Source organism: Arthrobacter sp. ok909 (genome assembly GCF_900104405.1).
Taxonomy (GTDB): domain Bacteria; phylum Actinomycetota; class Actinomycetes; order Actinomycetales; family Micrococcaceae; genus Arthrobacter; species Arthrobacter humicola.
The window spans coordinates 116,054-129,678 of record NZ_FNJS01000006.1 but is presented as its reverse complement, the minus strand read 5'-3'; the positions used below and the strand labels follow the sequence as shown (position 1 = coordinate 129,678).

Below are 13,625 nucleotides of genomic sequence, written 5' to 3'. Positions count from 1 at the left end.
GAGAGTACTTGTCTTCGCACCACCGGACTACTTGTTTCGTGAAGAATCCGATCCGGCGGCGGGGAGCTCAGGCGTCGAAGTGGGTACGGACTTCCCCGTCGGTGAGTTTCCGAAGGACCTCGGCCGCGACGTCGCGGAGCTTCTGGTTCCGGTTGCTGGACACCCGGGTGAGGATGCCCATGGCCTCGTCCTGGGAGCAGCGGTTCTGGGCCATGATGACGCCGCAGGCCAGGTCGATGGACGTGCGGTGCTCCATGGCGGCCTGCAAGTCCTCGGCCCGGGACTGCGCGGTGCCGATCCGAACGGCCAGGCGCAGCGAGCGGCCCGCAAGGTCAGCAAAGCCGGAGGCCTCAGTGATGATGTTCTGGGTGAAGATCCCGGTGTCGGAGCCGAAGAAGTTCAGGGCGGCGATCGCGTCCTCGCCGATTTCCAGGGGCACCCCGAGGGTGCTGCGGCAGCCCTGGGCCGCGAGCTGCAGCTGGTAGTCCGGCCAGCGCGGATCGGTGTCGACGTCGGCCAGCAGGACCACAGACTTGGTCCGCAGCGCCTCGATGCACGGGCCGTCGCCGAGGCTTTGCTCGATGCGGTCCAGGATGACGGCCCGGGGGCTGCTCCCCGCCACCGTCATGGTCTTCTTCCGGCGCTGCAGCGTAACGCCGCATTCGATCTCCGCGCCGGCGGCCTGGCTCAGTGTGGCGGCCGAGAATTCGGCGAGGCGGCCCAGGAAGTCCTCGACGTTCTCGGTTCCCATCAGGAGGTCCTGCAGTTGCAGGGCGGCTTCGTCCCCGGCGTTGTTGGTCATGCCTAAATCTAAGTCGGTCACCGGCGCGAAACAACTTGCCAGCCACGCGATAGCATGAAGCCTTGCGAGGGCCCCGAGTAATGCTTCATGGCCTCTCTAGTGCGGGTGGAGGTCTCATGGCTGAACAGGTGTGGCGCGTCAGCGCCGACGTCGCCTGTGTCCACAGTGACGACGGCGACCGCGTCGCCGTGCTGCACCTTGAGCAGCAAGTGCCGTCCATCCTCGTTGGAACGGCTGCGTCCGTCTGGAACGCGCTGGACGGAACCAGGACCGAAACCGAACTCATCGAATACCTTGCCCGCGAATACGCCACAGATGCCACCGCCATCCACGGGGACGTGATGGGCCTGATCCGCAGCCTGAGCAGCACAGGAATGATCACGTTGTCTCCGCGTGAAAGCGAAGGTGTCAGCTGATGGATTGCGCAGAGACCCTGCACCAGGAGGAAGCCGTCCTCCTGGCCACGGCCCTAGTGGACTACGTGGCAGCTTCTGCCGGTCTCCAAGCGCTGTTCATCAAAGGTCCGGCGGCCACCATGATGGGGCTTCGCGGACATCACGTCTCTGCGGACGTGGATGTCTTGGTCCGCCCGGAAGACCTGGACAGAATGGTGGAGCTTCTGGGCGGTAGAGGCTGGCTCGAAAGGCCCTCCGGCGTGACGGTCGTTCGCCGGTACTCGCACTCCCGGACTCTTTATCATCCGCAGTGGAACTGCGATATCGACGTGCACGACAGATTTCCGGGTATGGAGGCCGCACCCGGGAATGTGTTCGAATCGCTCTGGCGCGACAGGCAACATCTGGTCATGGCTGCCCGGAGCGTCCCCGTTCCTTCCAAACCTGCGGCGGTGATCTTTCAGGCCCTGCACAGCCTTCGTGCCATGGATGATCCCCGCCATCAGCGCGAATACAAAGAGCTGCTCCAGCGGGTGGACGTCAGTATGCACCAGGACATCGTGGATCTCAGTGTGGAGCTGCAGTCGACGGCGGCGCTGACGCCGTTCCTGGACGATCTGGGCATCGGAAACTTGCCGGTCCGACAGGGCATTGTCAGCGAGGAGTGGTGCCACCGCACGTCCGCACAGGGCCCGGGTACGGCCTATCTGGTCTCGCTCCTCGAAAGTCCCTGGCGGGCCAAACCGCTGGTGCTGGCCCGCGCAGTCTTCCCGTCAAGGCACACATTGCGGGAGCGCGATATTTACCTTGACGACTCCGTTGCCGGCCTCCTCACGGCCCAAGTTGCACGCTGGCGCCGCGGGGTGGCAGGCCTTCCGGCAGCGGCCCGCAAGATCCGAGCATCACGCCGCCGGTAGGGTTCCCCCTTATACGTAGCCGTCCACAATGGCGGCGGCAATCTCCCGGTAGGCGCGCCGGGTTTCCGGGCGCAGCACCTCCAAGGTGACGAGGTCGCCGTCGGCGACGCCGCGGTCGTGCGGGACCGCGATCAGCTGGCGGCAGATGCCGGACAGGTGTTCCTCGATCGCGTCCTTGTCCACCCTGCTGGACACTTCGTCCTTGTCCGTGATGACCACGATCGCGTTGCGCGCCAGGTCCTCGTAGCCGTGGCTGGCCAGCCAGTGCAGGGTGCTGCGGGCACGCTTGGCGCCGCTGACGGCGTAGCCGGCCGCGATTATCAGGTTGTCCGCCGACTGCAGGATGCCGCTCATGGCATTGTGCGTGACGCCGGTGCCGCAGTCGATCAGCGTCACCGAGTAGTAGGCGGAGATGAGCTTGCGGATCCGCAGGTATTCCTCGGCCGTCAGCGAGTCCGACACCTCGGGGTCCTGTTCGCCGGCAATGAGGTGGAGCCTGCCGGCGTGGTGCATGTAGCGGGCCAGTGCGGTGAGGGAATCGACGGACTCGATGTTCTTGAGCAGGTCCGTGATGGTCCGCGGGCTCTGTTGCTGGTAGATCCCCTCGCCCAGGGCGCGCTCCACGAGGTCACCGGAATCGGGGTTGGCGTCGATCGCGCACGGCGGATCACCGCGGAACTCGGCCAGGGTCAGTCCGACGCCCACTGTGGTGGAGGTCTTGCCGATGCCGCCCTTGAGGCTCAGCACGGCGGTGTTGAAGCTGCCCTGGAGCTGGCGGGAGATGCGCCGCGCGAGTTCGTCTTCTTCACGCTGCCGGGCGCTCGGGCCCAGGTTCAGCCCGCCGCCGGTCAGCTTGTAGAGGGCGCCGCGGAACCCGCCGACGGGCCGGGGCTTCTGCTCGCGGACAAAAAGGCCCGGAGAACTGATGAAATCAGGTACCGGTCCGTCGGCCAGGGCCGCGGACCGGCTGGCCGAACGCGCAGAGCGGTCCGGCTGCGCGGGCACGGCAGGAGGTGTTCCGGGCGCCTCGGGCAACACCGCCGGCGCTGCGCCAGACGGTGCGCGCATGGGCGCCGCGGGCGCATCCGCGGCGGCGGCCGCTTCTGCCCACGAGCTGCTCGGGGCGGTACGGACAGGTTGGCGGTCCGCTTCGTTGGGCGTGATGATGGGCATGGTTCCCGTCCAGGCATCGGAGCCGTCGCCGCGGCGGTCACGCCGGCGCCGGAGATCCGGCTGCTCAGCGTCCACCGTGTCGTTGGCAGTTTTGGTGTCCACCGGTTCGGACATGTCGATTCCCCCCAGGGATCACAGCGCAGGCCGCTGCGTTGCTTGTTTGATTCGGTCCAAACAGCAAGTCTAGGCGCAGACGTGGTCAGCGACGGACCACCGGGCAGCGCGCGGCCGGCTTTCCTGCCGGATTCACCGCCGCAGCGCCCACACCACCACCACGGCTGTCGCGATCGCCAATACCCCCAGTCCCACATAGGCGAGGGCTCGAAGCTGACGCCTCCGGATCTCGCGCTTGGAATCCTTTGCGTAGTACCCACCCGTTCTTCTCACCATGCCGGTGATGCTACAGGCACCATGTTTCAGTTAGGCCAAGTCAAGGGAATATTGCGCAAATAGAGGCACGTCCACCGGTCGTCAGCCGACCTGGCGGCCGCAGCTAAAAGTCCGCAGGGGCAACGAAAACCACACAGCCGGTGGCAACGGTCAGGAGCACCAGGCCCACGTAGGCCCACCATTTCGGCCGGTTGCGGTGGGGGTTGATGTCGACGTACGGCACTGTTATGACTCCTGGCGCTGAGTAACTGAGGTGGGCACGTGCCTGCGGCGCCTGAGGCGAAGCAGTACGTAGAACACGGCGGAGAGGAACGCGAGGCTCCCCAGCAAAATGCACAGCGCAAGGACATAGCCGGGCAACGACACAGGTGAGACCTCCTGAGAGCCGCGACATCTTTGACGCGGGCCCCGGGTTCCCCTTCCCTAGGCAAGCAGGTCGCTGGCGAGAGCGGGCCCGCGGAAAGGGACCCCGAATGAGATTACGAACAGGCGACCGGTGTTGCGACTTAGGCTCGCCCTGTGCCGGGAGATTTTAGCGGTGGGCGTGCGTCTCCTGCAGGCGCTTGATGAACCAGCGCGACTGCTCGGGCCCGTAGGGCAGGATCGGGATGGCCTTGGTTGCGTCGTCCGGGGTTTCCCGGGTGGCTTGGACTGCCTGCCGGACCGCGGTGGTCATGGTGTTGGCCATGGTCTTGACGAACTGGTCGCTGCACGGCTCGCCGTGGCCGGGGATCAGGAACTCGTAGCGGTGCCGCAGCGCGGACAGGTGCCGCAGGGCATCGGCCCAGTCTTCCGGGAACGAATCCTCGAAGGACGGGTGGGAACCCTGCTCCACGAGGTCGCCGGCGAAGACGGTGGTCGCCGTGCCCACCAGGAGGTCGCCGTCGGTGTGGCCGCGGCCCAAGTAGAACAAGGTGGCGGCCTGTCCGCCAAGGTCCACGAGGACCGGCTGGTCTTTGACGATCGCGTTCGGGACCACGAGCTCGACGTCGGTGCCCTCCCCTGCGGCCATCTCCGGCTCCGCCAAGGTCACGAACCGGCGCTGCTCGTCGCCGTTCTCCTCGATTTCCGCGGCGCAGTTCTCGTGCGCCCAGAATTCCGTGACGCCGGCGGCAGCGAAAACGACGTTACCGAAGAAGTGATCGTAGTGGGCGTGGGTGTTGACGACGACGAGGGGCAACTGTGTCTTTTCCCGCACGGCGGCCAGGATGTCGCGTCCCTGCCGGGGCCCGCAGCCTGTGTCGATCACCATGGCGCGTTCAGTGCCGACCACCAGACCTGTGTTGAGCCAAGAACCTTGTGTTGTCAGTACGTAGTTGTCCGGACCGACTTCGAGCCATCGTGACATTAAATCTCCGTAATTCAGACGCTATTCCGGCGTTGTTGGGGCGCTGTATAGAGTTCGATTCTACCCGTGCAGGCTGACAATTCCCGGAGGGCATGCCCGCTCCGCGCTGGTGGCGGATTAATCCGGAACCCCTCGTCTTGGTAGCGCCGCGGTGTCTCGCCTGGGCTACATCCGCCGATGATCCCGTTGCCTCCGAACGATTGGCGTGGCTCCCGTGGATTCCCTGCAATTATCTGGAGCGGGTGGTGTTGTTTAGGGGTGCGTCTGTGCCAGCGCACTGACCCCTTTGTTCTTCATCGCCATGCTGCCCGCTCCGACGTCGGCGCTTAGCGACTACGGTGGCGACCGCACTGCGTGGCGGAGCGCCTTGCACGCCACCAATATTGCCGCTGTCCTTCTGATGATGTCGGGCATCGGGGCTGCGCGAAGGGCGCGCCGGCTGATGGACCGCGAGATGGCGGCCCATGTCCACTGTCCATTTCTTGTGCGGGGATGGTCGAGGCGGCGGCCTTCCTGCTCACGATTCCGGCGGCCTTCGCGCTCAAGACCTACACGCCGTTCTTATGGCTGTTGCTCGTGGCGGCGTCGTGCCGGTGGCTGGCGCGGCGATTTTCGACATCAGCCGAAAAATGGGTGACCGTATAGATCTGGCAGTGCGGTCCCCACCCCAACATCCAAGAACCCCGGTCGAGTCCATGTAAGCGTCAGTGCAGTGATCTTGACCGCGAGTTCCCCGTTGCCCCCCCGTTGTCGAGTGCACTTAACGCCACTTTTGTCCCCAAGCGGAAGGCAAACACGGCGTACCTCGCGGGCAACCCGGCGCTCAACCCATCGGGCGATACGGTCACAGCCAAAGCTAACTTCACGTCAGGCGCCAGCTACGACGCCGCAAACTGGAACGTGCCAACAGCCTATGCCCCTGCGTCCGTCGCCCTAAAGGTTGCCCCGTCACCTGGCCGGAAGATCGCGTTCGCAGGCGACTCCATCACGACCGGCACGGGCGCGTCTGTCTCGAACCGGCGGTTCTCCGTTGTGGCCCCAATGCTCGCCAGGACGCGCTGGTACTCCCGCAACCCACTACAGGCGGGTGTCGCCGGGAACACCTAGCAACTGCTGGCACGGATCGGCGCTGACGTCCTCTCCGACTCGGCGGTGCAGCATGTCGATGTGCAGATCGGCACCAATGACGCCGGAACGGTCACGCCCACCGCCTACTCAACTAACATCAAGGCCATCCACGCCCTCGTACAAGGTTCGGGCCGGTCCATGAGTATCGGTCTCGTGCCGCCGCGCTCTTCCGCTGCCAGGACCGCCAGCAGCCGGATGCTTGAAACCCCGTACAACGAGTGGATTCCGACATGGGCAGGCCCCGCAGGCGTCACCGTCGCGGATACCAGAACACCGCTGATTGACCCTGCCACCGGCTACCTGTACGCGTCCCTGTCGAGTGCCGGCACGCACCCGACCGACGCGGGACACCTCGCCATAGCCCGCGCGGTTGCAACGACCATCCTGTCCAAGACTGCCAAAACCCCTGGCAGCCGGCTCGTAAACCCAGACGTGAACAAGTTCAGCAACGGCACCATGATCGGCGGCACAGCCTCGACCGCTCCGACCGGCTGGTTCAAGCACCCCGGCTCCACAGGTACGGCGCCCGTCATCGGGACGATTGCCGACACCAGCTCCACCCTCACCGAAGGGCTATGGGCGCAGATCGACCTGGACGCCGCCGCGACATCCAACGTCATCCTCCTCGACCCAGCCATCACCACGTCAGGCACGTTCGCCGAGAATGATCAGATCATCACCGAATGCCAGGTGCAGATCGAAGACGTCGCCGGGTACAAGGCCGCATACCTCGCCGGGACCGCGAACCTCACTGTCACACTCGTCAATCAGTCCATGGTCCAACTCGGCGGGCAGCCCATCTTGGAAAACCTTGGCGCGGAGAACTCCGGCCCGTCACGGTTCGCGACACTCACCCCCTCGGCGGCCGCCGCCACAGCGGTCAACATCATGGTCACGCTCAAACGCCCCGGCAGGCGTTCACGTCGAGGTCCGCATCGGCGCAGTGTCATTCCGTAACGCCACCGCAGAAGGCGCCATCAACATTGCAAGCTAGGGGCTGTATTGGACCGGCGTTCCACCACCTGCCCGTCCTGCTGTCTGAATTCGGCCCGGCAGCAGCCAATGCAAAATGGCTGGTTGTCGGGCCAGTACCCTATACACATGGGGACGACTCAATCACAGGACCATATGCTGAAGCTACCACTGGCAGCGATGGTGTTTCTGCTCCCTCTGCGCGCCTTTTCCATCCCCGGAATGGGAGGGGCGACCCCAGGTCTCATGATTGCGCTGTTCCTGATTATCGTCATATGGAGCCAGACCCGGGTGTATCGCAGGGGGTGGCCAGTTGCCCTGTTTATCGCCTCATTGATGTCCGCGCCACTCCTAATTGAGATCACGCGAGCGGACCACGACGTGGACTCGACCGCCGGAATCGGATACTACGTAATTCTCATAGGCGCACTACTGACGTACTTGGCTCTCTTGTGGTCCAAGCGAGAGCTTGGTCTTCGCGCTACTGCCCTGCTCTACAGCGCAGGATGGATACTCCAGCAGGCCCTGTCTTCAAGCAACTGGAGCACTAACGCCTGGAAGTACGCCTTCGCATGGCCGGTGACAATCTTCCTTGCAGCCCTCATCTACAACAACAGATCCCGGCTGATGTCCATCGCCCTGATCGCAGTCCTGGCAGCTCTGTCCATCATGAACGATTACCGAAGCAACTTCGGACTGCTGGTTGTTGCGGGCTTGATAGTCCTGTGGCTCTGGAAGCGAAAAAACGTGCCCAGCGGGCCCAAGGCCACCGCAATACTCATCGGACTGACCGGCATCTTCTGGGCAGTCTACCAATGCGCATCCTGGTTAGCCCTGCAGGGGTATCTCGGAGCTCGCAACCAGATGGTGACGGCATCTCAAATTGCCAATGGCGAAAACCTTCTCACCTCCGGCCGTGTGGAATCTTCGGCAGCGTTCAATCTCTTCCTCCACAACCCCTTCGGCTACGGTCCCGGCGTAGCCCCGAACAGCGAAGACGTGTTCATAGCCAAGACAGCTCTCCAAGCAACAGGCGTCAACCTTGAGGGCGACTACGTGAATACCTATGTGCTCGGCGATCAGATAAAGCTGCACTCCGTGGCCAGCGACCTTTGGGTCAGCTTTGGCCTCGCCGGACTGATTCTCGCCGCTTACCTTGCCTGGCTCCTGCTGACCCGTCTCGTGGCCTCACACGAACGTGTAACGGTGCTCTACGTATTCGCTTCGCTCGTCGCGCTTTGGGATATCGCATTCTCCCCGATCACATCCAACATCCACGAAGTCATCTTCGCTGCCGTCCTCGCCACACCACTGCTGAGCGAACGCCACGAGAACAATCGCACCAAGAAAGTGCACATCCGCCGTCTGACACCCCACGAGCAGCGGCTTCGCGAGCTGACGGACGCCCACGCGGCACGAACGCACCTGTCGGCGAAGGCTACCTAAGTCTCTTCATGCCAATCGCGCCGACCAGCAGACGCCACCAAGAATGACAAAGCCTCCCCATCCGGATTCCCCTACGACGAGGACTGGAACGCCGAACATGATGAGGATGACACCGACGGCGAACGTCCCGGCATGGATGTTTCTGAACTCGCGTGGCACCACGTGGACCATTCCCCCATAGTAGATTTACGTCCCACACTAAGGGCCCGTAAGACCCGTGAAGCACCTCGACGGAATGCCCCCCTCCGCCGCCTCCGTGTGGCGGGGGCGATCCTCGGCGTACTTAACGGTGCGCTGGCCGGGTTATTCTTTTTCACTATGGGGAAAAAGCATGGAACGTGTCCGGAGTGCAGTCACCAGAACCCGATGGTCGAGACGTCGCGGGGGTCCGCGTCGCACACGGATTTCGTCAAGACACGCACAATTACTTACATCTGCCGGGATGCCGGCTGTGGCTGGCGGAGTAACGGTTATGAAGAGGGTTTTGACGGTGTGCGGTGGCACGAAAACGCATAGCCACCGCCGTTCATGTCACGGCTAGATAAGGTCTTCGGACGAATTTCGAAGAACCCGCCCTGCCGGAGGTCCCGGACAATCCCTCAGGTAACAGGCGCGAGGAAAGATACCGCCGGTCATGTTTTCCAACTGAAACGCCCCGTTCTCCGTCACTGGAGGGTGAGACATATCCCCCCGTGGCGGGCTCGGCAGGCTAAGCGGTGGATCTGTGGCGGAAGATCGCAGCAGGCAGATGCAGAAACTTCCCTAAGGACGCCCGGACAATGGCTACGACGGAGACGGGTTCCACAAAGGATATTTTCGTGACCCTTTCATCTGCATTAATCAGGGCGATGAGGTCCTGGATCTCGCGTTCCGTAGGCCGGGACCTCCTGCGCCGCCACTTATCGTTGTAAGACTCTTGTTCCATAGTCCGAGACTAAGAACTCGGAGCCGACAGCGCACGAGTAGTGACTACCGCCATTACATGGCCAACCACCTGCTTACGGCCCATAAGGCCAGTTAAGTGCCCCGGCTGAACGTGACAGAACTCCCCCGTCCGCATGCCGCGACATTCGGCAGATCGCAAGGGCGCCCCGAGCGTCCCGTCACCTCCCAACGGCCCTGTCTCCCCGTTCAGTCATCATCCGGCTTATTAGATCCGCCGGGACTAGGCCGAATTGATGAATCGTCACATGTCCGCGAGCGCCGACCCCGGGTTCTCGATCGCGTCGGCGACGTAGCGCAGGAATCCGCCGGCCGTGCCGCCGTCACAGACCCGGTGGTCGAAGGTGAGCGTCAGTTCGGTGACCTTGCGGACCGCGAGTTCCCCGTTGACCACCCAGGGCTTGTCGATGATCCGGCCGACGCCCAGGATCCCCACCTCCGGGTGGTTGATGATCGCGGCGGAGCCGTCCACACCGAACACGCCGTAGTTGTTCAGCGTGAACGTGCCGCTGCCCAGTTCCGCCGGGGTCGCCTTGCCGTCCCTGACGACGGCGGTGAGACGGCGGATCTCGGCGTCCAGCTGACGGGCGCTGAGCTTGTCCGCGTTGCGCACGGACGGCACCATCAGCCCGCGGTCGGTCTGCGCCGCGAAACCTAGATTGACGCCGTCGAACTCCACGATTTCCTGGCTCGCTCCGCCGGTGGTGTCCTCGGTGGTGACGATCCTGGTGTTGAGCGCGGGGTACTTCTTCAGCCCGGCGGTGACGAACCGGGCGACGAACGCCAGCAGGCCCGGCGTGTTCTCCGGATCGGCCTTCTTCAGCGCGGCACGCAGTTCCACGAGCGCCGTGGCGTCCACGTCCACCCACACCGTGGCTTCCGGGATTTCGGACCGGCTGCGGGTCATGTTCGCCGCGACGGCCTTCCGCACGCCGCGGACGGCGGTGCGCCCGGCGATGCCCAGCCCGGTGCGCGCATCCGTATCCGCAGTGGCGGTGGTTGAGTCCGCCGACAACGCCGGGACCGGCGCCCCGTCATGCGCAAACACCCGGCGCTCAACGGCCGGGGCGGGCTTGATGGCCGCCTCGACGTCCCGCCGCATGATGAGCCCGCTGGCCCCCGACCCCTGGAGTCCACCCAGGTCGACCCCATGATCACGGGCCATCCGGCGGACCAGCGGGGAAATAACGGCCCCCAGCTTCCCGGGAACCCGGGTGCGCAGGAGCACCAGGTCATCGGCAGCCGTCTCGGCCTCCGACACCCGGGACACCGGAGCAGCCTCCGCAGCGCGCTTGGGAGCCCGGGTCCGCCGGGCCACCCCGTGCCCGCCCGGAGTCCCGTACCCGATGAGGACATTCCCGGATCCGGCCTTCTCCTCCTCGCGGTAGGTCTCGGCAGCGGCGTCTTCGGTCTCGGCAGGCTCAACCACCGGAGACGCGGCAGGTTCGACCACGGCGGCCCCGGCCGGCGTCACAGAGATCAGCGGCTTGCCGACGTCGAGCGTCTGGCCGGGCTCGCCGTGCAGCACGGCGACGGTGCCGGCGTACGGGGAGGGCACCTCCACCATGGATTTGGCGGTCTCGACCTCGGCGATCGGCTGGTCCACGCGGATCTCATCGCCCACGGCCACGAGCCAGTGGACGAGTTCGGCTTCGGTAAGGCCTTCGCCGAGGTCCGGGAGGAGGAATACTTTCGGTTCGCTCATGGTCAGTCTTCCCACTGGAGGTCGTCAACGGCGTCGAGGATGCGGTCCACGCCGGGCAGGTAGTAGTGCTCGAGCTTCGGCGCCGGGTACGGCACGTCGAAGCCGGTGACGCGGCGGATCGGCGCGGCGAGGTGGTGGAAGCAGCGTTCCTGGACCCGGGCCACGATTTCCGAGGCCACGGACGCGAAGCCGTGGGCCTCGGCGATCACCACGGCGCGGCCGGTCTTGCGGACCGAGGCGCAGACCGTTTCGTCGTCGAACGGCACGATCGAGCGGACGTCGATGACCTCCAGGGAGCGGCCTTCCTCGGCGGCGGCGGCCGCGGCGGCGAGCGCCGTCGGGACGGAGGGTCCGTAGGCGATCAGCGTGGCGTCGGTGCCGGGGCGGGCGACGGCGGCCCGGCCTTCGGAGGAGGTGCCGCGTTCGGCGTTCGCGGCGTGCTCGGCGCGCAGCGCGTCCAGGTCCACCTGGTCCTTGGACCAGTACAGCTTCTTGGGCTCCATGAACATGACCGGATCATCGGAGTCGATGGCTTCGCGGAGCATCCGGTAGCCGTCCGCGACCGTGGCCGGGGTGAACACCTTCAGGCCCGCGGTGTGCGCGTAGTAGGCCTCGGAGGAGTCGCAGTGGTGCTCCACTCCCCCGATGCCGCCCGCGTACGGAACCCGGATCACGATGGGCAGCTTCACGGCGCCCTTGGTGCGGTTGTGCATCTTGGCGACGTGGCTGACGATCTGTTCGAAGGCCGGGTAGGCGAAGGCATCGAACTGCATCTCGATGACCGGGCGCATCCCGTTCATGGCCATGCCCACGGCCATGCCGACAATGCCGGACTCGGCCAGCGGGGTGTCGAAGCAGCGGCTCTGCCCGAAGGTCTTGGTGAGGCCGTCGGTGATGCGGAAGACGCCGCCGAGCATGCCGACGTCCTCGCCGAAGACCAGGACCGACGGGTCGGCGTGCATGGCGTCGGCCATGGCGGTGTTCAGCGCCTTGGCCAGGGTGATGGTCTGCGGACCGGTCTGCTCTGCTGCAGCGGCGGCCTTGGCGGCCGCGCGGGCCGTGGCGGCGCTGACGTTGCCGTTCGCCTCGGAGGACGTGGTGACGGTGGGGCTCATTTTCCGGCCTCCTTCGAGGTGGATGCGGCGTCGCGGGCCAGTTCGTCGGCGAGCATGGCGGACTGTTCCTTCAACTGCGGCGTGGGGGTGGAGAAGACGTATTTGAAGAGGTCCAGCGGCTCCACCGGGACCTCTTCGCTGAGGCCTTCGCGCAGCTGGGTGGCGACCGCTTCGGCCTTGTCGGCGATCCTGGCGGCGCCGTCGTCGTCGAGGATGCCGCGGTCCGTCAGGTAGGTCTTCATCCGGCTCAGCGGGTCCTTGGCCACCCATTCGGCGACTTCGCTGTCCTGCCGGTAGCGGGTGGCGTCATCGGCGTTGGTGTGCGCCTGCATCCGGTAGGTGTGGGCCTCCACGAGCAGCGGGCCCGAGCCTTCCCGGGCGAGCTTGACGGCACGGCCCAGGACGGCGAGCAGCGCGACGACGTCGTTGCCGTCCACGCGTTCGCCGGCCATGCCGTAGCCGACGGCTTTGTGCGCGAGAGACGGCGCGACGGACTGGTGCGCGAGCGGGACGGAGATGGCGTACTGGTTGTTCTGGACGAAGAAGACCACCGGCAGGTGGAAGACGGCGGCGAAGTTCAGGGCCTCGTGGAAGTCGCCTTCGCTTGTGGCGCCGTCGCCGCACATGGCCAGGACCACGGTGTCCTCGCCGCGCAGCTTGGCCGCGTGCGCGACGCCGACGCCGTGCAGCAGCTGGGTGGTCAGCGGGGTGCATTGGATGCCGACCTTGTGCCGGGAGGGGTCGTAGCCGCCGTGCCAGTCGCCGCGGAAGAGCGTCATGGTCTGGACGGGGTCCACGCCGCGGGCCATCACGGCCACGGAGTCGCGGTAAGTGGGGAACATCCAGTCACCCTCGGACAGGCACAGCGCCGCGGCGACCTGGCAGGCCTCCTGGCCGTGGCTCGAGGGGTACACGGCCATCCGGCCCTGCCGGACCAGGGCGGAGTTCTGGTCATTGACGCGCCGGCCGACGACGAGCTGTTCGTAGGCGGCGAGCAGTTCGGCGTCGCCGGGCAGGCTGTATTCGTGCCCCGGCTGGGTCCCCTGCTCGGTGTGCGGGTTCAGCGTCCCGTCCGGGCCGACCATCTGGATCTGGTGGCGGGCCGGCAGCATGTAGTCCTCAACCGTGATGCCGAACTTGCGCACCGCCTCGCTGGCAGCATCTTGCTGCGCGGGCTGCTGCGCAGTCTGGTCTGCGGAGATCGTCATTGGTCCGTCCTTCTGTAGCCACTAATCTTTCCCAGTATGCTGCCGGCCGATGTTTCGTATCCACCTCCGCTGAAAATCGTGGAG

General features: G+C 65.2%; 12 protein-coding genes. 5 read left to right on the top strand and 7 right to left on the bottom strand.

All coding sequences use genetic code 11. The annotated features are described in order from the left end of the window. Positions 1-67: 67 nt before the first annotated feature. Positions 68-802 carry a GAF and ANTAR domain-containing protein gene (locus tag BLR03_RS07180; protein WP_091251200.1) on the bottom strand — a complete coding sequence of 245 codons (735 nt, stop codon included), beginning with the start codon at positions 800-802 and terminating at the stop codon, positions 68-70. A gap of 116 nt (positions 803-918) precedes the next feature. Between BLR03_RS07180 and BLR03_RS07175 the strand changes: the two genes are divergently transcribed. Then, positions 919-1,218, top strand: a complete 300-nt coding sequence (locus BLR03_RS07175; RefSeq protein ID WP_175460437.1) for a PqqD family protein — start codon at positions 919-921, stop codon at positions 1,216-1,218. Next, positions 1,218-2,114 carry a nucleotidyltransferase family protein gene (locus tag BLR03_RS07170; protein ID WP_091251198.1) on the top strand — a complete coding sequence of 299 codons (897 nt, stop codon included), beginning with the start codon at positions 1,218-1,220 and terminating at the stop codon, positions 2,112-2,114. Before BLR03_RS07175 ends, BLR03_RS07170 begins: the two co-directional genes overlap by 1 nt. A gap of 9 nt (positions 2,115-2,123) precedes the next feature. Here BLR03_RS07170 and BLR03_RS07165 read toward each other — a convergent pair whose 3' ends face one another. The 3 genes from BLR03_RS07165 to BLR03_RS07160 form a co-directional block, all read right to left on the bottom strand. Continuing rightward, positions 2,124-3,401, bottom strand: coding sequence for a MinD/ParA family ATP-binding protein (locus tag BLR03_RS07165; protein WP_091251197.1), 1,278 nt, complete (start codon positions 3,399-3,401; stop codon positions 2,124-2,126). Positions 3,402-3,533: 132 nt separating this feature from the next. Beyond that, positions 3,534-3,677, bottom strand: coding sequence for a hypothetical protein (locus BLR03_RS24330; RefSeq protein WP_175460436.1), 144 nt, complete (start codon positions 3,675-3,677; stop codon positions 3,534-3,536). Between the two features lie 532 nt (positions 3,678-4,209). After that, positions 4,210-5,025, bottom strand: a complete 816-nt coding sequence (locus BLR03_RS07160) for an MBL fold metallo-hydrolase (RefSeq protein WP_091251196.1) — start codon at positions 5,023-5,025, stop codon at positions 4,210-4,212. Positions 5,026-5,517: 492 nt separating this feature from the next. Here BLR03_RS07160 and BLR03_RS24325 point away from each other — a divergent pair, with 492 nt between their 5' ends. From BLR03_RS24325 to BLR03_RS07150, 3 genes are all read left to right on the top strand, one after another. Beyond that, complete coding sequence (locus BLR03_RS24325) at positions 5,518-5,670, top strand: hypothetical protein (RefSeq protein WP_175460435.1); 153 nt, start codon at positions 5,518-5,520, stop codon at positions 5,668-5,670. A 465-nt stretch (positions 5,671-6,135) separates the two neighbouring features. Beyond that, a complete protein-coding gene (locus tag BLR03_RS07155) occupies positions 6,136-7,110 on the top strand; it encodes an SGNH/GDSL hydrolase family protein (RefSeq protein ID WP_091251195.1) in 975 nt (324 codons plus the stop codon). A 144-nt stretch (positions 7,111-7,254) separates the two neighbouring features. Next, on the top strand, positions 7,255-8,571 hold the full coding sequence (locus BLR03_RS07150) for a hypothetical protein (protein WP_139184478.1): 1,317 nt from the start codon (positions 7,255-7,257) through the stop codon (positions 8,569-8,571). A gap of 1,186 nt (positions 8,572-9,757) precedes the next feature. Here BLR03_RS07150 and BLR03_RS07145 read toward each other — a convergent pair. Genes BLR03_RS07145 through pdhA form a run of 3 tightly spaced genes read right to left on the bottom strand, consistent with a single transcriptional unit; the run spans position 9,758 to position 13,541 of the window. After that, positions 9,758-11,218 carry a dihydrolipoamide acetyltransferase family protein gene (locus tag BLR03_RS07145; RefSeq protein WP_091251193.1) on the bottom strand — a complete coding sequence of 487 codons (1,461 nt, stop codon included), beginning with the start codon at positions 11,216-11,218 and terminating at the stop codon, positions 9,758-9,760. Between the two features lie 2 nt (positions 11,219-11,220). Next, on the bottom strand, positions 11,221-12,333 hold the full coding sequence (locus BLR03_RS07140) for an alpha-ketoacid dehydrogenase subunit beta (protein ID WP_091251192.1): 1,113 nt from the start codon (positions 12,331-12,333) through the stop codon (positions 11,221-11,223). Continuing rightward, positions 12,330-13,541 (bottom strand): pyruvate dehydrogenase (acetyl-transferring) E1 component subunit alpha, encoded by a 1,212-nt coding sequence (pdhA, locus tag BLR03_RS07135; RefSeq protein WP_091251191.1) that lies wholly within the window; start codon positions 13,539-13,541, stop codon positions 12,330-12,332. The genes BLR03_RS07140 and pdhA overlap by 4 nt, the downstream gene beginning before the upstream one ends. Positions 13,542-13,625: the final 84 nt, after the last annotated feature.